A 22159-nucleotide genomic window follows, 5' to 3' on the forward strand; every position below is an offset into this window, starting at 1 on the left:
AACTTTACTAGAACCATCCGGAAACCTCTGGATTAGTCGCTTTTCTCAACGTTTGATCGCGCGAGTTCAAGCTTTCAGGATCAGTTCTAAAAAAATCCCTCTCCGTAATCCAACGGAAAACAGAGAGGGAGCAGGGCGAATGATTAAGAAGGATTACTCTAAAACGGCGACTTGGCCATCGTGGATGTAGTTCAGTTGAACGAATGTTTTGTAGTCCATGTTTTCGCTCAGGAACGTCGTAGAGCCGTCTCCGAAGAGGAAGTGACCTCCTCCGGTGTGACCTGAGCCAAAGCCCCAGGCGTACTGCAAGTTAGTGCCATTCTGGTTATAGTCGGCGTTGAGTTTGTACTTGGCTGGATAGCTTCCAGTTGTGTAGCAGATGTCAAGATCTGGACTTGTACAACTGGTTGTCGAGCTCACACCTGCTGATACAACGCGGCCATGGACACTTGTGTGAATTCCGGCAAGGCCCCAAGGACCATAGTGGTAGGACGTCTTGTAGTTTCCACCACCCCAAGCTTCTCCGACGAGGATAACGTTACTTGATCCATCTCGAAGATCTCGCATGCTGGCTGCACCATCGTTTCCAAACGCACCTTGTCGATAATCACGTTTGTAGGCACCCCAAGGCGCGTTGTAGTCGGTGAACACTCCAGTCGCGAACAGGTAACTGGTCCGACGCATATCTGCAGTCCGGCCATAGAATGAGTGTGTGTAATTTAGCCCATTTGCTCCCGCTTCCGGGTGAGAAGGGCACTCTAGCATTGGGATTGCTGTCTCGATCAATTCAGTGTTTTTTGTACTGATATCCGCTTCTGATAGTCCGTATGCATTCGCACTGACTCCTCGCAGATCAAAGTTATACTGATTGTAAACTGGAGCTTGATCGATGTACGGAAGTAGCATTTGCCATCCCGTAGTATTTTTGATGGTCGTGTTTCCCGAAAAGTACCCTGAGCTATTGTATCTTCCAGATGAGAAGAGAGCCGCTGGGAAAACACCATGAGTGTCATGGTAATTGTGCAGTGCGATTCCCATTTGCTTCATGTTGTTTTTGCACTGAGTCCTGCGTGCTGCTTCGCGGGCTTGTTGCACCGCAGGTAAAAGTAATGCGACGAGAATTGCAATAATTGCAATGACCACGAGTAGCTCAATGAGCGTGAAACCTCGACGACGGGCAGAAAATTTCGCCTGCATGAGTACCTCCGAGTAGAAATGAAATAGAGAACTACTTTGGGAATCGAATGTCCCAATTATTAGAATGTGGAGTTTGATACTACGAAAGAACGAGCCGGATTTACAGACGAAAGTCGTTGTTTATGTGTTTTTTTTGAATTTATTTGGTGGGCGTTTTTCCACTCTGAGGACTCGTACGAATTACATAAAATGGGCAGCGTCCCAGAAATTTTTGAGTTCTTTGTACGAAATCTTCTCCCATCTCCCACTATTAGAGTAGGGCGATAATCAAGGGAGATGAAAATGCGTTTGACGTTAAGAACCGTACTGGCGTATCTGGACGATGTGCTTGAGCCAGCGGAAGCTCGGGAAATCGGTCAAAAAATCAATGACAGTAAAGAGGCCTCCGCACTCGTGTCGCAAATTCGTGAAGCGATACGGCGTCGGCGGAATGGAGCACCTGAGCTTGCAGGTCCCGGATCTGGTCCGGACCCCAATATCGTCTCAGAGTATCTGGAGAACGTGCTGCCAGCGAATCAGGTTGTTGAGTTCGAACAACTCTGCCGTCGTTCGGAAGTCCATCTGGCAGAGGTCGCTGCCTGTCATAAAATTTTGACGATGGTCATGGGGCAGCCGATTGATGTGTCCGATGAACTTCGCGAACGGATGTATGAACTCGGAGCGACGAAAAAAACGCCCAGTGAGGAAACGGTTTCGGTTGCCCCACAGATGACAACTGGAATGGGCGTCTCACAACCTGGAGGCTTTAAGGAAGGGCTCCCCGAGTATCTAACGCGTGGGCAAAACACGAACCGAATTTGGACAGTGTTGATTGTCGTGTTGATGGCGGGGGCGTGGGTTGCGTTGGTTGTCTCGGATAAGTCGATTTGGACAACCACTGAACCGAAAGATCAACTTGTCCAGCAGGATTCACCTGGTCCCGATGAAGTCGAGAAAGAAGCTGACGCAGGAATTCCAGCGGTCTCCGCACCGAAACCAGCAAATATTGTCGCAAATCAAGGTCAAGCCGTTGTTCCGGCGAGTCCGCAGGGAGATGGGGTCCGGGTCGCAGCGGGTGGCGTTTCTGTCAATCCTCCACCACCACCGGAGTCAGAGGCGACAACATCGAATTTGCAAAAACCAAATCTTGCAAGCTCCGTAGAGATGAAACCCGAGAACCCGGATCTCGTGAGTCCTAACCCAGTCGTCGAAGCACCTCCCAAGACTGAGATTGCGAAAGCTACAACACCGGGGGCCCCTCCGGTTCCGAACCCGCCGGCAGTGACGAATGAAGCTGCGGTGCCGGCGACTCCTTCAGGTGAGAATCCAAAGGCGCCCGAGGCTGAAGTCCTCGATGAACCGAAATTATCATTAGTCCCACCTGAGCGGATTAACATCATTCGCCGGAAGGACGCATTGGAATGGTTCACGATGCAAACGGGAGCAGTCGCTCCCGGTGATGACTTCGCTGCCCCCGCTCCGTTCCGTGGAGAGTTGGTCTTGGGGGATGATCTGACAATTCAGCTCATGGAGGGGACTCGGATTCAACGTTTGAAGAGGACTGAGAGTGTCGATCTTCGGTTTGCCGTCAATCGTGGAAGAGTCCTGATTAGTCGACCACCGACTTCGCTGCACCCGACGGTTGTGGAAGTCACAGTTCAGGATCGATCCTGGAAGTTGCACTTTGAAAAACCGGAAACAGTTTTTGCGATCGAGGTGATCTTACCGCAACCGACAGGGGTGCCTGGTGAGCATTTTAATTACAAGTTGAAAAAAGCTGTTTCTGGCGGAGTGGCCGTTGTGCAAGGAAATCTGAAAGTCTGGTGGAACGAGAAAGGCTCGGTCGATCTGGTTCCTCAGCATGGCTGGCTAGCACTTCCACAAGTGAATGAACCATTCAACTTGAGTGCTCCATCTGTGATTCCTGCCTGGACTCGTTCTGATGAACAGAAGCAGACTCCCGCGAAGAGGCAGTCAGCAATTGCCTACCAAAAAGAGTTTCAGGACAATGTGCTGATGAGTATTGGGCCTGTTGTCTCGGACCGTCGTGCGATGATTTCGGAATTCGCCACGCAAACATTGGTCTTAACCGATGATTTGCTCGAAGTCGTTCCTGCTCTCAGTTCGGATCATAAGGAGACACGTATTGCAGCCATTATCGGTTTACGACAATGGTTACTCATGGATGCCGAAAACGTGGTATTATTGAGAGATGAGATGGAGCGACAAATGCTCCCGGGTATCATTGACGTTGTTATCGATTTGCTTTGGGGTTTTAGTCCTGAAGATGGTCAGTCTTCGGAAATCTCTCTGCAACTCGTGGAACAACTTGGGAACGAGGATCTCGCCATTCGAGAGCTTGCGCACTTTCAGGTGACCCAGCTTTCCGGGCGGAACTACGGTTATCACGCACAGGCTCCTGTTCCAGAACGACGGGCTGCTATTGGACGCTGGCTTGATTTTTTGAAACGAGAGGGCAGTTTAGTACAACCGGAATAAACGGCCTGAGGAGTAAATGAGGTTGGAGGAGATCGCTCAGGGATGGAATTGCCTTCGGGACTGATTCCAGTCCCGATTTGACTCCTCAACAAGCGGAAAGTGATTCCACGCAAAGGTTTCCGGAGCAGGGACTCTGCAAGATCTGCTGGTTTGCGTTTGTGAAAGTGTTTGGGTTGAATCAGTAATGACTGGGCAAAAGGGCGACGGAGGCAATCCAGACAGAGCAAGCGGCAGATTCCGCAGATCCTTGTCGAGTGTTTTCAGGGACATCACATTCGCTGAGTTGCAAGGAATTCATGACTCAATCTTTTGCAACCGGTAGTACAAAGACGATCAGAACATCACGAAGACGCCAAGGGTGGGCAAATTTCTATTTGGAGCCAAAGACAGTTCCAGATTTCTCACGGACGAATGTGAACTACTGACAAACGGCATTGTCGAAAGTTTGAGGCAAACAGGATGGGCCTTAAACAGAGATACCTTGCCAAAAGAATGTCACACAATCGTGTCTTGTCAGACTTAGAATGATACGTCGCAACAGCAAGACGATGCGCTCTTTGGCGTATTTGTTGAATGTCGACTACGTGTTAAGTCAGCTTGGATGGACACGATATTAATTCGTTGAAGAAACTCGCATGTTGAACTGACTCACCGTGATTGCGGATATGGTATTCCTGAATCGTTCCATCCCTTATTTCTACTTCTGCATTCGCGTCCTCTTTTTCGCGACTGTTGCCAGCCCCATTTTTGCGCAAGCAAGCGAGCCGACACTCTCGAATTCTTCTGTAGAATTCTCACCAACTATAGAATCTGAACAATCGCTCCTCGAGGTTGAAGACGATTCTTTAGAGTTCGTGCCTCCGGCGGCGTTGTCCTCTGGGCTGGAATCGGAAATTGAACCGGAACTTGTTTCGACTACAGATCTCCATGATGGCGACGTCGCAGGTTACGAGCATCAGCAGTATTGGTTAGTGAGTTCGCGAAGGGCGGTTCAAACGATTCATAGCAAGAACAGTGGCCCCTGGCATTTAGATGTCCATCGTGTTGAAACGAGCGGAGTCTCACAGGCTTCGAATGTGGATCTTCTGAAGTCACAACTCACACCCGGTGTTCCTGTTTGTGTCTTTTCTCACGGAAGTTTTGTGACCTGGGAAAGCAACGCCCGTCAAGCGTGCCAGGCGTTTCAGCGAATCCGTCGTGCCTCTGGTGACGCTCCGCTTCAAATGATCTTTTTCAGTTGGCCCAGTGATGGTCCATACACCTATGTTCCACAGTTGGATGTTTCTGTCCGTGGGAAGCGTGCAGAGTTCAACGGGTTTCACTTGGCAACGCTCATTTCCTGCGTTCCGGAATCGTGTCCTGTAACCGTCGTTGGTCATAGTCACGGAACTCGTGTCACTCTTTCAGCGATGCAACTCGCTGCGGGAGGAACAGTTCAGGGGCACACTTTCACTGGAGCCATCGGAACACAGCGTCGCATGCGAATCGTTCTTGCGGCGGGGGCAATCGATCACAACTGGTTAAACCCCGGGCAACGATACGGGCTTGCACTCAATCGGGCGGAATGTCTTCTGAATCTGATTAACCAGAATGACTTGCCGCTGGCGTTCTACCCTTTCCATCGACCATTCGCTCGCAGATCTATTGCAAGAGCAGGGATCACTTCCCGTGACACCGCTACGCTGGGCTACAACGCTGCGAAGGTCCGCCAGATTGATGTCACCAATCGTCTCGGCGGCGCTCACTACTGGCCCGATTACTACGACGATGCACAAATCTTAGCTACAATTGTGCCCTATCTGGTTTCGTATTGAAGGGTGTTGATTCGTTCTCTTCTAGACAAGAATAGACTACAAGAGTGCGATCAAACAGCGTATACTTCATTTCACTCAATTGCCTGCCTATTGTCGTCCCCCGACACCGATTGAAGTCCAATGAATTCCTTAATGATGCCAATTCGAACTCTTTTCGCTGCGCTCATCGTATTGTCCGCGTGTACTTTTCTTGCGGCGGAAGATGAACATTCTTCTGTAGTTCCTGAATCTCCAGTTCCAGAGAATCTTCGTCATGGGCTGACGCTTTACGTAAAACATTGCGCGAGTTGTCATGGGACATCGGGGCAGGGTGTCACAGACAAATACGATGAAGCACTCTATGGTGATAAGTCTCTCATCGAGTTGACTGAAATTATTCAGGACACGATGCCGATCGAAGATCCTGAAATTGTTGTCGACGAGGATGCCAAAGCTGTTGCAGAGTATTTATACGGCACCTTCTACACAGCCGAAGGACGTGCTAAGAATCAGCCTCCAAGAGTTGATCTGGTCCGCCTGACGAATGACCAGTTCTCCAACTCCATTACAGATTTGATGTCCAACTTCTTGGGGCGTGGAACCACCGATCAAACGCATGGGCTCTCCGCTGAATATTTTGACTCGCGGAGAATGCAGCGGGATAAACGCAAAATCGAACGTGTCGATCCGGTAGTCTCGTTTGACTTCAAAGAGGAAAGTCCCGGTGAAGGGATCGAGAAAGAGGAATTCTCGATGCGCTGGGTCGGGGCTATTACTGCACCTGAAACAGGCGAATATGAATTCTGTGTGAAAACAGAAAACGGTTTTCGACTGTGGGTCAACAATAATAGCATCGCACTGATCGATGGCTGGGTTGCTTCGGGGGGAGAGGTCAGCGAGCATCGGCAAAAGATTCACCTTCTCGGTGGACGTTCTTACCCGATTCGATTGGAGTACTTCAAATTCAAAGATAAGACTGCATCTGTGGAACTGCGTTGGACTCCTCCGGGAGGATTCGACGATGTGATTTCCTCTCGGTTCCTGACGAAAAAATCTGTTCCCGAAAGTTTTGTCATCTCAACACCGTTCCCACCTGACGATGCAAGCCTGGGCTACGAACGAGGCTCTTCGATCTCAGCAGCTTGGAGATCTGCGACGACTCAAGCGGCGATTGAAGTGGCGAACGGAGTTGTGTCGCGAATCGATCGCTTGTCTGGAGCAAAACGAGAAGACGAGAAGCGAGCCGAGAAAATCAAAAACTTCGCTTACCGTTTTGTCGAGTACGCATTCCGCCGGCCTCTGACCGATGAGCAAAAAGAACTCTTTGTCGAAAGCCAGTTCGCCAAAGTAGAGGACTTGGAAGAAGCTGTGAAAAGGGTTGTGATTCTGGCACTGCAATCACCCCATTTTCTTTACCCGGAACTGAGCACGAAACAGGTCGACTCATACAATGTCGCCAGCCGACTTTCGTTCAACCTCTGGGATTCACTTCCAGATCAAGCCTTGTTGCAAGCAGCCAGCCGAGGCGAATTGTTGAATGAAAATTCAGTTCGCCAGCACGCTGCACGAATGCTGAAGGATGATCGCGCCCGTTACAAGATGCGAGGGTTCTTTCACGACTTGCTTCCGTATCACGAAGCAACGGACCTGACGAAGGATTCCGAAGCGTTCCCTGAATTCGATGCGAAGCTGCTTTCCGACTTGAAAACTTCCCTCGATTTGTTCATTGACGATGTCGTGTGGAGTGAGGCATCGGATTACCGTGAGCTGCTGCTCTCGAACGAAATGTTTATGAACCCGCGATTGGCGAAATTCTACGATGCTGAAATCCAAAGTGGAGAAGAGTTCGAAAAGGTCTCATTTGATCCTCAGCAACGTTCGGGAGTGGTGACTCATCCATTTTTACTTTCAGCGTTGTCCTACCATCAAACGACCTCTCCGATCCATCGCGGAGTCTTTATGACGCGGAAGATTTTGAATCGATCGCTCAAGCCGCCGCCAATTGCGACGGAATTCAAAGACAGCACATTCGACCCTTCACTGACAATGCGGGAGAAGGTCGCTGAACTCACGAAATCTAAAGCTTGCATGACCTGCCATAGCACGATCAATCCGCTTGGCTTCAGCTTGGAGAACTACGATGCCGTTGGTCGATACCGAACAGTAGACAATAAAAAACCAATCAATGCGAAAAGTGACCTCGTCGTCTCCAGCGATAGAACGATCACTTTGACCGGGCCGCGTGATGTCGCGGAATACGCAGTCAGCGATGAACAGGCACAGCGTGGATTCATTGAACATCTGTTTCACCACCAAGTCAAACAGGCTGCACGAGCCTACGGTGATGAAACTCTTGAAGAACTCCGCGTCGGATTCGTGAAATCCGACTATAATATCCAGAAACTTCTCATAGAGATGAATGTCCAGACAGTCCTTCACGGGGCTTCAGAGACGAAAGGAAAGAAGTAGCCATGTTAAACCACTCACGAAGAGAATTTTTGAAGCAAACCGGGATCTCCGCCGCCGCTTTGCCTTTTATCCTTAATCTCCCCAGTCTTGCGTTTGCCAATTCAGCTCAGCGGAAGCAGCGAGTGCTGTTCATGTTCAGCCCGAACGGGACAGTTCTCAACGAATTTTGGCCTGAGAAACTCGGGAAGGATTTCGACTTCAAACGGATTCTCAAACCGCTCGAACCCTGGAAAGACCAGATGCTGGTTCTTAAAGGGGTCTCGAATAAAGTGCGTGGTGATGGTGACTCCCACATGCGCGGAATGAGTTGCGTTCTGACAGGAAAAGAACTCTTCCCCGGAAACATTCAGGGTGGTTCACATACCCCGGCCGGTTGGGCAAGTGGAATTTCAATCGATCAGGAAATCACAAACTTCTTCCAACAGCATGAGGCAACACGTACTCGCTTCGGCTCACTCGAATTCGGAGTGTGCGTCACAGAACGTGCCGACCCATGGACTCGCATGTCTTACGACGGTCCAAACAAACCGGTCGCCCCGATTGAAGATCCTTATCAGATGTTCAATAGAATGTACGGAAATGTCCGTGATCAAGCTGCCGTTCAAAGTATCCTCGACGACCTCTCGACTGACCTCAACAAGGTCCGCTCGCTGGTAAGTAACGAAGATCGTCACCTGATCGATGATCATGCCGATCTTGTTCGCGATATGGAACGGGATATGAAAGCGGCTGCCGAACAAAAACTGGCACATGATCCCCCTGAGTTCGAAGTCGGTGTCCCGATTGCCAACGATCACATGCCGGAAATCAGCAAGATGCAAACGGACTTGCTCGTCAATTCGTTCGCCAACGATATGGCCCGCGTCGCGACATTGCAGTACACCAAGTCTGTCGGCAACGCCAAAATGAAATGGCTCGGAATTGAAGAAGGGCACCACACGCTCTCTCACGAACCCGATGCCAACGCTGAGGCTCAAGAGAAACTCACAAAGATCAATGTCTGGTTTGCTGAGCAACTCGCCTATCTGGTCACTCGATTGGCAGAGACTCCAGAACCGGGCGGAGAAGGTTCGTTACTCGACAACACACAAATCGTGTGGACCAACGAACTCGGGAAGGGGAACTCGCACACTCTGGATAATATTCCATGGGTGCTTCTTGGAGGCGGCAGCAATTTCAAAACCGGTCGCTCACTCAAGTACAACAACACCCCTCACAACCGTCTCCACATGGCACTCGCCCATAGTGTCGGACACAACATCGAAACTTTCGGGAACCCAAGCTTGTGCAAAGGTGGTCCGCTGGACGATCTCGCTTAAGCGTTTTCAGTACTTTTCGTGCCCGTGAAGATCATTCTTGCGTCATTCGTAGAATGTTCTTCACGAGGTAGAACATGAAAACCAAAGTTCAATTTGCTCCAATCCTTGTTGGATTCGGTGCTCATTTCGCCTGTTGTCAATGAACAGAGGCAACGGGTTTCAGTGTTCGTTTTATTGCAACTGTCAGCGGTAATCGGAATCAGTCCGGTTACCGCTCATTTGCGTTGAGGCCATCAATGAATCTGATGAATTTGACCTCGAGCCACTGAAGGTCTTTGCCAAATGCAGACTGGAAATCTGCCAGTCGTTCTTCGGCCTGATATGGACCTTTCAAAGGATCTCGCTGGGCAATTGTTTTAAGGTACCTGGCGTAGTTCGATGAATATTCCTCAGCCAGGAAATACGTGAGTGCCCATGCCTGAGAGTAGGCGTCTAAGGCACTTTTCTGAAAGTAGCGTTCATCGCCAGCGATGAAGTCTGCGATGGTTTCGCTGCGTTGTTCTTTGCAATATTCCTGAAATCTGAGCAGTCGACTGCGGTTGATTGGCTCGCGTGAAGTCACTCTCGATACGTTCAGAATTCCGTCCGCTTCCAGCATTGTTGCCAATCCTTCAACAACCCAACGTGGATTTTGTCCAATTCGTGAATGAAGCCCGTTGTTGAACGCAAGTTGATGAATCCCTTCATGGATTAATGTGGAGACTGTTTGATTCGAAAGGTCAGTCGCTTCACTTCGTGAAGAACCTCGGGCACTGGACCTTTGGCGAGGATCTGGAGATTCAAACAGGGCAACCCGGTTTGTCATCGGATGATAATAGCCCTTCAAATAGGGAGTGAAGAACATTCCATCTTTCCGGCAATATTCAGCGAAGCTGTTTTCGTCCGGGAAGATGACCACGATAAGAGGGAACTCAGGCTGAACAATGGGGAGTCTCCGAACAGAAATGTAACGGGAGAACGAGCGAGACATTTCCTCTAAAGCGTCCGCATATTTACCAATTCGTCTTGCTGGTCCTGCGATGACGAACGAACCGCGAATTTGAACCTCGAAGGACTTTCCAAGTTCCGACTTCAGTTCATTCTTCGCTTCAACCAATGATTGTGCTCGAAACGGTTTTGGGTATTTTGCAAACTCGGTGACGCGACTGAATAGAACCTGTGAATACTGACCATCTGTTGAGGCCAGCCAGCAGACCTGCTTGTTATGTGCGACAGGCTTCCCGATGTGACGTGCCTCACCAATATGCAGCTCAACCTGAGATTGAGCGTTCGCACTGGCTGCGATCGAAGCTAGAACAATAATGCCGATCAACAGATGTTGACTGATTCGACTCATAACCCAACCGGTTGTGATTTTGTAGGAGTTGACTGATGTTCAACTGTAGAACGCCCCGGGCGAGAGTGCCGGGCAATTCGAAGAGCAGTAAGAAACCGTTCTGATGAATCTACCGGTTTTAACTGTTATGATGTCCCCAATGAGCTTACCCACACAACATAGCGACCTCATCAGATTGAGATGCGATCAGCTTGGCCGAATTTGCCTTGGTCTGAATCGCTGCTGGTTTGTCGTGATCACGCTCTTGCTGTTGTCGTTTGCTCCCTTTCCAGCGAGTGCCATCGACCGGGAAGATGTCTCGCTGCTGATTCTTCAACTCAATGCCAGTACGCGGTCTGAACGGGTCCAGGCGGAGCGGCAACTCATCGATTTAGGTGAAGAGATTCTGCCGCTGATTAAACAGTTTCGGGAAACCAATCCAGAACTGGATTTTCAACTTCAAACTCTTAAGCGAAAGATACAAGCTGAGACGGCTGCCAGCTCATTGGAAGGAACTATGATTTCGCTCCCTTCAGCGACGCCTGTCAAGTTGAGGGAGGCTGTTCAGCAGATTCGTGCTCAATCTGAAATCGATGTCAGCGTTGCACCATCCGTCGAGGAGGTGATTGTGCAAGTGAAAGATGAAAAGCAGTCTTTCTGGAGTGCGGTCGACAGTCTTAGTAAAAGTGGTGATCTCGGCTGGTTTCACGAGGACCATTCGCTGTTGTTTTCTCCCCGAGCGCTTTTGAAACATGGAGCAACGGACTATCCAACCTGTTTTCGTGTGGCAGCCGTTCATCATCTTCCGCGACAATTCTTCCGTGGAAGAAACCGGGATACGCTAAGCAATATTGGATTTCGTATCGATGTCGAGCCGCACATCGAGCCTTTCTTTATCAAAATCCACGACCAAGATTTTCGGTTAACTTCGTCGAATCAAGAGGAGTTACTCCCGTTCAATCCCGATGCGAAGCGCGTTGTCGAGCGTAGCTCAAATCCCTGGTTCGAATTCTCAATCAGTTTTCTTAACGACGACCCCATTACAAGCGAACTTGTTGATGTCGCTGGAAAGGGACAACTCTTCTGCTCAGCTCGGCAACAACTTCTTAGACGCTCTCTGAATTCGCAATCTGAAATTGTTGAGCCAATGCAAGGTTTCTCAGTTCAAGAAAAGAACGATTCCCTTGTTGTGGATATGACGCTCCTGATGGACGAAGGGATCCAGCAATTAGACTCTCATCAACTAGCACTGCTCCACCGGAATGTCTGGCTGGTGTCTGAAGATCAACAGCGCGTCAAGCCGATTCGAAAAGAGGTACTCAGAATTGAAGGGCTCAAGCATTCACTTCAATTCACATTTCCTAAACCAGAATCGGACTTGGAGCAAACCGATTTTCAATATCTCTATCCAGAATTCCTCACGACCACCCCTTTTGAGTTTTCAGTCAAAGGGATCGAATACAGGCGAAGATGATTCGTTCAGCAGTCGTGGTGCTTGGCTGCTTGGAAGAGCAGAGTACCGTCGGCTCTCAACATGATCGCTGAGGCAATGGTGACATGGGGCGACGACGTAGCGGCGTTCGCAGCTTACAGCGTGGGAGTTTTAGCTCACCAGAGCGTTATCACAGTTCTGAATTGATGTTCTCACTCTGCTTCGTGGTGAACAGCAATTTTAGTGGTTGAACACGTTCTGTACGGGCACGCGAGCGAGCAAACTGCTCTAGAGCAGTTTGCTCTACCGTTTGCCCGTGAAGAACGCATTTCCCTAGTGAAAATGCTGTTCGCCACGAGGCAGACCCTGCAAACCAATTCGAAAGATGCTCTAGCCTCCGCCGACTAAGGTGACGATTTCGATCTCATCACCGTTCTTTAGTTTGCAGTTGGCATGTTCAGTTCTGGGGATGAGTTCGCGGTTGTTTTCGACTGCCAGGAATTTCGGATTCTTTTCCAGTTGTTTCAGCAAATCCGCCACACTCGCTCCGTTGTCGACAGTGTACTCTTCTCCATTCACTTTGATTTTAAGCATCGTCTTACTTTGTTGATATGAATCAGCCATTGCTGAAAAACATGCACTTTGATCTTCAATGTTTATCGTGCCCACGGAGCTCATTTTCATGAGTTCAGGGAGAAATTGCCAGATGGCGGAACGTAATGATCGATAATGACATTGTTCTGGCCGGACACTTCAAGTGTCCGGCCAGACTCTGTGAGACATGCTGCGTGCTTCTTTCCGAGAAGTTTCTCGTTCAGAAGCGAGCCTGGAACTTGAAATAGCTCGCTCAAATGTTGAGAAAAGCGACTATTCAGCGGTTTTCGGACTGGTTCTAATCTTGTTTTGCCGCTTCTGGCTTTGGACCTTTGCCAACTGGATACAGTTCCCAGCGGCGGACGAAGAGTTCTGCGAGTTCGGTTTGAATTTGCAGTCGTCCGTACGATGGTTCAACATCGAAGGCTTCATTCACTTGAACGCCGTTGACGTAGACGCTGATGTGTCCACCGTCGCAGATGGTGTCGATGCGTGTCCACTCTTCGCCGGGGCTATCGACATCCTCTTTCCCACGAAATCCGATGACATCTTTCCAGTCCGGGTCACGGCCATACCAGTTGATTCGTCGACGGTTTTTAAGGTTAAAAACTTCTTTCTCTCCACCTTTTTTCCAGATGACTTCGCCGTCACGATCCCGGTCGACTTCACACGTCATTGACATTGGGAGAGCGTTTCCATCTTTGTCCTTACCGGCTACAAGTAGGAAATCACCGACTCCCCCTTCGATAATCTGGACTTCGATTGAGTGCATCCAGATTCCGTTGTATCCACCATCTGGGCCCTGGCTGTGGACGAGCAATCCTGAATCCTTGGTGCGGTCTTTTCGTGTTTGCCAGGTGCGTGGTCCCCATTTGTATTCAAGGACGCAGTGGTAGTCGCGGTACTCTTCTCTTGAAACGAGTGAGCCGAAACCGTCACCACTGATGTGCAACAAGCCATCGTTCACCTGGAAGATTTTTCGCGGGTCTTCGTACTGTGTGTCCTGCATGTAGGAGTAAAACTTGTCGAACGATTTTCCATCGAAGAGTTCGATTTTTTTCTCCGGTTTAATCGCCGATTCCCGTTTGGAATCTTCAGCAGAACAGGCGGAGAAGACATGACTCACCATCAAAATTCCGGCAGCGAAGCCGGTTAAACTCGAATTCATTTTGAACTGTTTGTTAAACATCTGAAGTTTCATCCTTATCGAATTTACTGTGTCTTTCGACAAAAAACTGAATCTGATTTACTGCGAGTCGACAGTGCTGAGTTTGTCGTACAGGGGGATCGGGAAGTCCTTTTCCGGGATACGGGTCTTAATGTATTCCTGCTCCAGTCGTGCGACAATCTCTGGGTGCTCGGTGGCGAGATCGGTTGTTTCGTTTCGGTCTTTTTCTAGATCGTAGAGTTCCCAGTCTGCGGGTGTTTTATTGAGAAGGTTTCGTCGAAGAGCTTTCCATTTTCCGTCGCGGATCGCCACGATTCCGCGATAGCCGTGGAATTCCCAGATCATGAGTTCGTCGCGAGGTGGTGCTTCCCCACCTTTCAGGACTGAGGTCAGGTCGATTCCGTCGAGCTTTTGACCGTTCGGTAATTCTGCTCCAGCGACTGAGCAGAGAGTCGGAAACCAGTCGGGAAAGTATGAAGGAGTGTCCGTCTGGCTGTCAGCCTGAATTTTTCCAGGCCATTTCACGATGCAGGGAATACGAATTCCACCTTCATAGCAACTTCCCTTGAAGCCGTTGAGGCCACCGGCAGAATCGAAAAAGGTACAAGCTGCACCACCGACATGAAATTTCGGGCCTCGGCTACCGTGTGTGGGTCCATTGTCTGATGTGAAAACGACGAGAGTCTTGTCCGTGAGACCGTGCTTGTCCAATTGTTCAAGGATGGTCCCGACATGCTCGTCTAAATCAGAAATCATGGAGGCGTAAGCTGCACGTGGACGGGGGTGAGGAAGATAGCCATTTTGGCCCCGGTAGACTCCATTCTCTTTGTCCCATTCTTCCGGGTACTGGTCGAGCCATTCCTGCGGTGGTTGCATGGAAACATGTGGCTCGACAAATGGCAGGTAGAGGAAGAATGGCTTTGCTTTATTCTTGTCAAGAAATTTGACTGCTTCATCGAGAATCAGATCGGGAGCGTAATTTTCAGCCCGGTAATCTTCAGCTTTGATCTCTCCTTCGGGCTTTCTGTCATGCCCCGGGATCGGATATTTGTTGATGAGGACTTCGCGCTCGTTGCTGTCGAGAAATGGTGGGTAATAGCTGTGAGCGTTGCGTTGGCAGTTGTAACCGAAGTAGCGATCAAAACCTTGTTTGATCGGAGAGCCGGATGTGTTTGATGGCCCCAGTCCCCATTTTCCGAAGGCTCCTGTCGTATAGCCAGCTTGCTTCAGGACTTCAGCGATAGTGACCACATCGGCAGTGAGCGGCCATTGTCCGGGATAGATACGACCGTTTCCAGAATCTTTGTTTCCGCGAACCTGAGCATGGGCGAGGTTTTGTCCGGTCATCAATGTGCAGCGGGCCGGGGCACAGACCGGGGCTCCGGTGTAATGTTGCGTGAATCGAATTCCCTCTTTTGCCAGTCGATCCAGGTTCGGTGTGCGAATCTTCTTTTGTCCGTAACTCCCGAGTTCTCCATATCCCAGATCATCGGCAAGAATAAAAACAATGTTTGTTTTCTCAGCTTGCGCGATCCCCGATGCACTTGCGAAATATAAGATGCAGAGCAGGCAGAGAGGGAGGCTCTTTGGAAGACGAGAAAGTGTCAGCTTGTGAGTTGTCATCAAGATTCAATTCTCTTTGAACGGTCAATTTTCAGGTCAATCGGTATGACTTCTTCATGCCCGATTTTATGAGTTCTCATAGATTGTTGAACGGGCGATCGAAATTCAAGCGAGTTCCGGCGGCTTCGGATTTTTGCAAAGAGTTTGCATTCCGTATCGTCTCGTCAGATCAATTTCAGATCGGCTGGTGACTTCTTTTGCTCGATGGGGATCAACGCTCGATCCAGAGCAAAAAGAACGAAGACAAAGCGAAGCATAGTCAGGGCAGTATGATCAATCCTTGTCGGAGGAAAGAGAACTCACAAACGTTCTCATTTTGCTGAAGGAATGATCGAAAAGCAACTCGCTTTCCTCGAATTCGTCTGTGCACGGTCAAACCGATCTGGCACTCATTCTTACAAGATCAGCATTGCGTCGCCGTAACTAAAGAATCGATAGCGGTGATCGATGGCCTCTTGATACGCTTTGAGGATCAGTTCTCGATTAGCAAACGTGGAGACTAGAACCAGAAGCGTTGACTTCGGGAGATGAAAGTTTGTCAGTAAGGCGTCAACAACTTTGAATTTGTAAGGGGGGCGAATAAAGAGGTTGGTTTCTCCCTGCCAAGCTGCGAGTTCCCCCCGGCTGGCGACGGACTCCAAGGTTCGCACAGATGTTGTTCCGACGGCGACCACGCGGCCTCCATTTGCTTTTGCCGCTTGAATGCTCTCGACGGTTTCTGCCGGCAGGTCGCACCATTCAAAGTGCATTTGATGTTTGGCAAGTTCATCGACTTTGACGGGGCGAAAGGTTCCAAGTCCCACGTGTAGCGTCACTCCCGCTCGAGCAACGCCTCGGTGATGACATTCGTCTAAAACTTCCGGGGTAAAATGGAGTCCCGCTGTCGGGGCAGCGACCGCTCCGGGATGCTCGGCGTACATTGTTTGGTAGCGTTCAAAGTCTTTCGCTTCAGCTTCTCTTTGCATGTAGTGAGGCAGGGGCATCGTTCCGAACAGCGCAAGTGACTCAAGCGTTGAGCGATTCGATTGTGGTCGAACAATCCATTCTCCCCCTTCGCATTTTTTCAATAGAGTGAGTTTCAGATGATCCTTGGCTGACTCTCCTGACGCGGGGCTCAGAATGATTTCCTCATTGGCCGCCAACTTTCCGCGAGTTTTCCCAATGATTCGCCAGCAGCCCTCGATTTCATCCCGTAAATAAAGACCTTCCCATTTCCCGCCAGTGCTTGCCCGGATGCCGATTAATTTGGCTGGAACAACACGTGTGTTGTTCACCACAAGTAAGTCGTTGCGATTGAGAAATTCGGGGAGTTCTGAAAACGTGTGGTGGCTGATCTCGCCTGTTTGCCGATTCACCACCAGCATCCGCGACTGGTCTCGCCGGTCTGCCGGGACCTGCGCAATCAGTTCTTCTGGAAGTTCGTAATCGTAGCTGTCGAGTCGATCGAGAAGGTTCATTGTGTTTTGGTAACGCTCATTTCGTCAGTTTCGCCACGGATGAGTCCGGCGAGTTGCTGGGTTGACAGTTTTCCAGCAGCTTCCGCACCGGCGAGAATCCCCTCGACCAGATCACGTTTTTCTTCGTGGAGTTTCAGAATTTGTTCTTCGATCGTGCCTTTGGCGATGATGCGATAGACCATGACATTTCTTGTTTGCCCGATGCGGTGTGCGCGGTCGGTTGCCTGATCTTCGACAGCGGGATTCCACCAGGGGTCCATGTGAATCACATAATCGGCAGCAGTGAGGTTCAATCCCGTTCCTCCTGCTTTCAAGGAGATCAGGAAAGCATCACCTTCTCCGCTCTGGAACTTCTCGACTCTGTTCTTTCGGGTCTTGGGCGTTGTTTGACCATCAAGGTACTGGTAAGAGAATCCTTTCTCATCACAGGCCTGTCGAATGAGGCCGAGATGCGAAGTGAACTGGCTGAAGATAAGCGGACGATGGCCGTTTTCTTTGAGCTCTTCCAGTTTCTCCATGAGCAAATCGAGTTTGGCAGAGGAACCGGTCCAGGTTGCATCGACAAGTCCGAGGTGGCAGGAAAGCTGACGTAAGCGAGTGAGAATTTGCAGCACGCGAAATCGTTGATCCTGGGAAAATTCTACGCTGCTCAACTCGTCCAGTTCGCCAATCGCAGCGAGACGCATCTGGTCGTAACGCTTTCGTTCTACATCTGAGAGCTCTACAAAGAGATTCGATTCGTCACGGTCCGGCAGGTCTTTGAGAACTGCTTTTTTAGTACGTCGAAGGACAAATGGAGAGATGACTCGGGCGAGTGCGTGTCGGCGTTCTTCGTCCTGGTCTTTTTCGATAGGGGTAGCAAAGCGTTTGCGAAACTGCTCCCAACCGCCGAGTACTCCCGGTGCCACCGCTTGAAGGATGCTCCAGAGTTCTCCCAAGTGGTTTTCGATAGGAGTTCCGGTGAGGGCGATTTTCCAATCTGCTTTCAGCTTACGGATTTCGCGAGAGGTTTTGCTGTTTCCGTTTTTGATGTTTTGGGCTTCATCAAGAACGAGTGATCCCCATTTCTGGGACTTCAACAATTCGGCTTCACGCAATGCGAGACCGTAACTGCAAATGATCACATCCCCTTCGGAGGCAGAGTTTATCAACTCCTCTCGGTTGGACTCGCGGAACTGGATTGGATTAAGAGATGGAGCGAACCGTTCACACTCAGCTTGCCAGTTGAAGCCGAGTGAAGTTGGTGCGATGACCAGCGCTGGCCCCGTCTCAACTCGCTGTAGTAACATCGCAAGAGTTTGGACCGTCTTTCCCAATCCCATGTCGTCGGCCAGAATCCCGCCCATCCCCCATTCCGAAAGTCTCGCCATCCAGCGAAAACCTTCCACCTGATAATCTCGCAAATCGCAGTTGAGGGCAGCCGGTGGGTCAAAGCTGAGCTCAGAAGCATTTCGGAGACGAGCGAGGTTTTTGTTCCACGCTTTATCAGCTTCCATTTGAATTTGAACATCTTCAAGGGCCGCTACTGCCATCGCTGCGGACTGATCGAGACGCAACGATCCTCGCGTTTCCAGACTGACGTCCGCGAGTCGCTGGAGCGATTTTCTAAGCTCTTCTGTGATGGCAGCCCACTTTCCTGGCTGGATCTCTACGAGTCCATTGAGTGACTCTCCCCGCAGACCAGCGAGTAAGTCTTTCAGTGCGATTTCCTGATTCCCGATCCGGCAGCTTCCCTGGAGCCCGAACCAGTCCCGATTCTTTTTGACCTGAACGCGCACGTTACTTGCAGTCAGGTGCCCCAAGATATCAAAACGCTTCACAGAAGCTCGATGCCAAACAACTTTGATCTCCTCCTGACCAACAAGGTCGCCGATGTCCGTCAATAATTTGAAGATGGCATCCTGATCTTCGATTCGAAAACGTGAATCAGCAGGTTTTTCGAAGTGGGAGAGTCCTAGTTCCCGCTCGAGTTCAAGAGCCTGTTGTCGCTCGGCGTCGAGATTCCGGATGAGTTGGATTGTTTTTCCATCTTCCTGAATCGTTTCACGGCCCAAACCATCGCCTGGGTAGATCAATGAACCGTCAGGTTTTGTAAAGCAAATCGTGACACCGAGTTGTCCGGATTTTTGCATTTGCAGCAAGAGTGTCAGCTCAAGTTGAATGGCTCGTTCTTCATCAATCATTCCCTCGGGCAGGCGAACCGAAAACGCTTGCTGAAGGATTTTTAATTGCTCGAAGAACAGTTCCTTTTCATCTTTGCCGAAGGAGACATTGTTGACTTCAATCGAATCGGAAAGATCGATTGCGGCGTCTGAAGCAGGAATGAATGTCGCAATTTGCGACTCCTGATCCAGGATGATAAACCCACCACTGAACGAGTAGCAGCTCTCGGGGCTTTTGAGTTGTGAGCGTTGTTCCAAGGCGTTTGTTGAGAGGCGGTAGTTGTCGCCATCTTCAATGACAATGATTTCGAGTTCCTGGATTCTTAACTCTGATGGCTGGCGGTTGACAAGAAACACGTCGGTTCCCGCAAGGGCGCGGAATACGGGTGGGAAATCTACTTGAGGGTCGTAGAATTCATATTTATCTTGTTCAATCGAGTCGACGACGGCACGGTCAACAGCGGACCAGTTCCGGTGTGACGTGCTTAGAAATGTCGACAGCTTGATTTCACGACCTTTTGACCAACCACCTCGCTTCGTCTCTTTTTGGATGACCGGACGTAATTCCATCGTGTGCTTGCCGTACTCTACAGCTGTCTTTAAGTTCCAGAGAACTCGTTCTTCAGGCTGCGAGAGATCTTCCTCGCTCGAAATCGTGAGATGCGATGGTGAGTCTTGAGAGACACGATTGATTGATTGCAGGAGTTCTTTTTGTTTTTCTTTCCGTAGTAAATCAGAATAATCGGGGCCGACGATTTGCAAAAATATCTTTGAGTCTGAGTCGAAAAGTTCCTTTTTAAGATGTTCGACCAGTGCGTAAGTGTGCTCGCAGAATCCTTTAGAAGGACAGGTGCATGTGCAATCGTATGCAAGTCGAAGAGGGTTGAAGGAGAGCTTGAGTTGACGATTTTTCTTGCTGACGTAATCGGTTGCCCTCACCTCACCTGTGGGGACCAATTCTTGAATCTCGATTTTATGTTTTAATCTTTTCGATCTCAGCCTGTCGGCGTAGTGATGTTCGCGGATGAAGACGTCTAAGACCTCATTCCATGCGTCGATCCATTCCAATCCGTTTGTCGGGAGAGTACCTGGATTTGAGTCGGAGTTCGAATCGGTGAGGAGATTCCGAAATTCTTCATCTTCAAGAAGCAGTTTTCTGATGCCTGGATGCTGACTCATCAGGAGTGGCAGGGTGGCTGAAGGGAGGTCAGAATTTCGTTGATGTTTCTTTCGCTTGGACACTGCAACTCCTTTTGCCTGGCTGGTATCGCGCGAGGTGAAATGTTTTCACACACATCAATGAAATTGCCGTAATTGTGGGTTTTTTCAACCCACAGGCTATCGCCGACCATGCATGCAGTCGCTAAACATATCAATCTCTCATTGAGATTCAAGGTTGCCTTTGGCTGCAGGTCGAGTTTCGACGAATTCATTTCAGACGCTTGGGGCATCAGTATTGAGTCGCGGGATTCTCCCTTGAGGCGAAGCAGTGTTGATGGTGAGATAGTTTCTACATGATTGGGGGCAGGGTGGAGCAATCGTGATCCGAAGGGGGCGGGTTATTCGCTCATCTTTGACGGAACCCGCACGACGAGGTCATCTTTCTGTTCGTCGAAGCTTTTGCCGTGGTCGTCAACTTGATTGCTTCCAACACTGTAGAGGAGGTAGCCCTCGTCTGATCTTGAATACTTCAGAGGTTGATCTGTGAAATGATCCAGCGGAATGGGATCGAGCCAGTTCGGTGTCAGCTGCTTGAGTCGCTCAGGGTATTCCTGATGTTTGTCATGGTAGGCAGCCAATGCGAGAGCAAGTTGCAGATTCGAAAATCGCTGATGGCAACGGATTTCTGCTATCGTGACTTGGTTCACTGCAGGGAGGAAAAGTGACACGAGCATATCGCTGATGTAATTTGTGGTCGCAGTCTTGTCTTTAGCTGCCAAGGCCAAGCCCTGAAAGATTCTTGAGACTGTCGTGCGATTCTTGTTCAATGCAGCGAGTGACTCGTCGATTTCTTCGAAGGCTGTCAATTGTTTTGAATAGGAATCTTGCTTCATTGCAGCGACCATTCGGTCGTACCATTGATTGGCGTTTTTGAGTAGGGTGTCCCAATCTGCATTGATCTTGGAATTCTTTTTGACAACTCGCCCTAGTTCCGGAAGAACTGCTTCGATGTCGAAATTCTCTTTGCCCTGATTGTAGGCGAGTGTTGCGACGACATCGACAAACATCAATCGCTCACCGAGATCAATGGATTCCACAATCGGAGATTGCTCGGGAAGTGATTCCAGGTCTTTCAAATATTGAAGACAGACTTCCTCGCTGGGCTGAGTCGACTCAATGAACTTGAGCATCGACTGGCTTGTGATGGCCTCCATTGCGAAGCCGACCAGACGACCGATCAGAAATGAATCGCGACTCGCGTGACGACCCAATCGGTAAGAGGCCATGAGGTCGCTCCAACCTTCTTCAATTCTGTCTTCTCCTGCATGCAGCATTGCACGACACGCAAGAACACGCGTGATGCTGCGGAGTGTCTGGATGTGCGGGAGAAGTGTGGCAATCAGCATTTGTCCCGTTGTCCCCTTTTCGAGGTCGGAGTTCAACGGGCAATAGTAATGCTCTCGCTCAATCCCTTTGAGAATCTGCTGTAACGGTTCTTCCTGAGCATCGATCCAGGCGGCGATTTCCGGGAACTCGTCACGGGTCCAGGGGCGATCTGTTGCGAGACCTTGCTCGTCGATTATGGGATACACATCATCAGGGCGATCCGAATAACCATTTTCACGCAGGTAGGTGGGGAGTGTCTCGAAGTAGTTCCCTTCTTCGGGGGGATATGGAACGCCCAGTTCTTTGTAGAAGCGCTTGCTCATTTGAGTGCCATCCGGCTTGGGGCCCAGTGCCGGATAGATGAGAGCTGCAGCGTTGGTTTCGGTGGTGATCCCTTTCGACATTTTCATGTCGATGGCTGAGATCAAGTCGACAAAGCCGTCATCGTTCACTGGTTCGGTGACGAATGTCGTCTCTTTTGAAACTGTGATCAACGGTTTGTCAGCAAGTGCCGCTCTGTATGAAAGAGCGAAAAACAGCAGCGAGGTAAAAAGAATACGCATAGGAGCTGGGCCTTCAGGTCTTATGGAAACGAGCGTGGTATC

At 49.9% G+C, this 22159-nt stretch carries 13 protein-coding genes; 5 read left to right on the forward strand and 8 right to left on the reverse strand.

Going from position 1 to position 22159, the window contains the following annotated elements; genetic code table 11:
• Positions 1–153 precede the first annotated feature (153 nt).
• Positions 154–1197: a DUF1559 domain-containing protein gene (locus ACN0YR_RS14510; RefSeq protein WP_417849959.1), complete on the reverse strand. Its 1044-nt coding sequence runs from the start codon at positions 1195–1197 to the stop codon at positions 154–156.
• A gap of 282 nt (positions 1198–1479) precedes the next feature.
• On the opposite strand from ACN0YR_RS14510, the gene ACN0YR_RS14515 reads away from it, so the two are divergent.
• The 4 genes from ACN0YR_RS14515 (at position 1480) to ACN0YR_RS14530 (ending at position 9256) form a co-directional block, all read left to right on the forward strand.
• Complete coding sequence (locus ACN0YR_RS14515) at positions 1480–3675, forward strand: hypothetical protein (protein WP_417849960.1); 2196 nt, start codon at positions 1480–1482, stop codon at positions 3673–3675.
• Between the two features lie 665 nt (positions 3676–4340).
• Positions 4341–5489, forward strand: coding sequence for an alpha/beta hydrolase (locus tag ACN0YR_RS14520; RefSeq protein ID WP_417849961.1), 1149 nt, complete (start codon positions 4341–4343; stop codon positions 5487–5489).
• A gap of 132 nt (positions 5490–5621) precedes the next feature.
• The gene (locus ACN0YR_RS14525) at positions 5622–7937 is read left to right on the forward strand and encodes a DUF1592 domain-containing protein (RefSeq protein WP_417849962.1); all 2316 of its coding nucleotides are present in this window, start codon (positions 5622–5624) and stop codon (positions 7935–7937) included.
• 2 nt (positions 7938–7939) lie between these two features.
• Complete coding sequence (locus ACN0YR_RS14530) at positions 7940–9256, forward strand: DUF1552 domain-containing protein (protein WP_417849963.1); 1317 nt, start codon at positions 7940–7942, stop codon at positions 9254–9256.
• Positions 9257–9464: 208 nt separating this feature from the next.
• Here ACN0YR_RS14530 and ACN0YR_RS14535 read toward each other — a convergent pair whose 3' ends face one another.
• Positions 9465–10592 carry a DUF1570 domain-containing protein gene (locus ACN0YR_RS14535; protein ID WP_417849964.1) on the reverse strand — a complete coding sequence of 376 codons (1128 nt, stop codon included), beginning with the start codon at positions 10590–10592 and terminating at the stop codon, positions 9465–9467.
• Positions 10593–10731: 139 nt separating this feature from the next.
• On the opposite strand from ACN0YR_RS14535, the gene ACN0YR_RS14540 reads away from it, so the two are divergent.
• Positions 10732–12045, forward strand: a complete 1314-nt coding sequence (locus tag ACN0YR_RS14540; protein WP_417849965.1) for a hypothetical protein — start codon at positions 10732–10734, stop codon at positions 12043–12045.
• A 348-nt stretch (positions 12046–12393) separates the two neighbouring features.
• Here ACN0YR_RS14540 and thiS read toward each other — a convergent pair whose 3' ends face one another.
• The 6 genes from thiS to ACN0YR_RS14570 all read right to left on the reverse strand — a co-directional run bounded on the left by thiS (position 12394) and on the right by ACN0YR_RS14570 (position 22117).
• Positions 12394–12597, reverse strand: coding sequence for a sulfur carrier protein ThiS (gene thiS, locus ACN0YR_RS14545; RefSeq protein WP_417849966.1), 204 nt, complete (start codon positions 12595–12597; stop codon positions 12394–12396).
• 298 nt (positions 12598–12895) lie between these two features.
• A complete protein-coding gene (locus tag ACN0YR_RS14550; protein WP_417849967.1) occupies positions 12896–13765 on the reverse strand; it encodes a 3-keto-disaccharide hydrolase in 870 nt (289 codons plus the stop codon).
• A 78-nt stretch (positions 13766–13843) separates the two neighbouring features.
• Positions 13844–15388 carry an arylsulfatase gene (locus tag ACN0YR_RS14555; RefSeq protein WP_417849968.1) on the reverse strand — a complete coding sequence of 515 codons (1545 nt, stop codon included), beginning with the start codon at positions 15386–15388 and terminating at the stop codon, positions 13844–13846.
• A gap of 395 nt (positions 15389–15783) precedes the next feature.
• Positions 15784–16845: a tRNA preQ1(34) S-adenosylmethionine ribosyltransferase-isomerase QueA gene (gene queA, locus ACN0YR_RS14560; protein WP_417849969.1), complete on the reverse strand. Its 1062-nt coding sequence runs from the start codon at positions 16843–16845 to the stop codon at positions 15784–15786.
• Positions 16842–20249 carry a DEAD/DEAH box helicase gene (locus ACN0YR_RS14565; RefSeq protein ID WP_417849970.1) on the reverse strand — a complete coding sequence of 1136 codons (3408 nt, stop codon included), beginning with the start codon at positions 20247–20249 and terminating at the stop codon, positions 16842–16844. Before ACN0YR_RS14565 ends, queA begins: the two co-directional genes overlap by 4 nt.
• 317 nt (positions 20250–20566) lie before the next feature.
• Positions 20567–22117 carry a hypothetical protein gene (locus ACN0YR_RS14570; protein WP_417849971.1) on the reverse strand — a complete coding sequence of 517 codons (1551 nt, stop codon included), beginning with the start codon at positions 22115–22117 and terminating at the stop codon, positions 20567–20569.
• Positions 22118–22159 lie beyond the last annotated feature (42 nt).

It is taken from the genome of Thalassoglobus sp. (assembly GCF_048270125.1).
GTDB lineage: Bacteria > Planctomycetota > Planctomycetia > Planctomycetales > Planctomycetaceae > Thalassoglobus.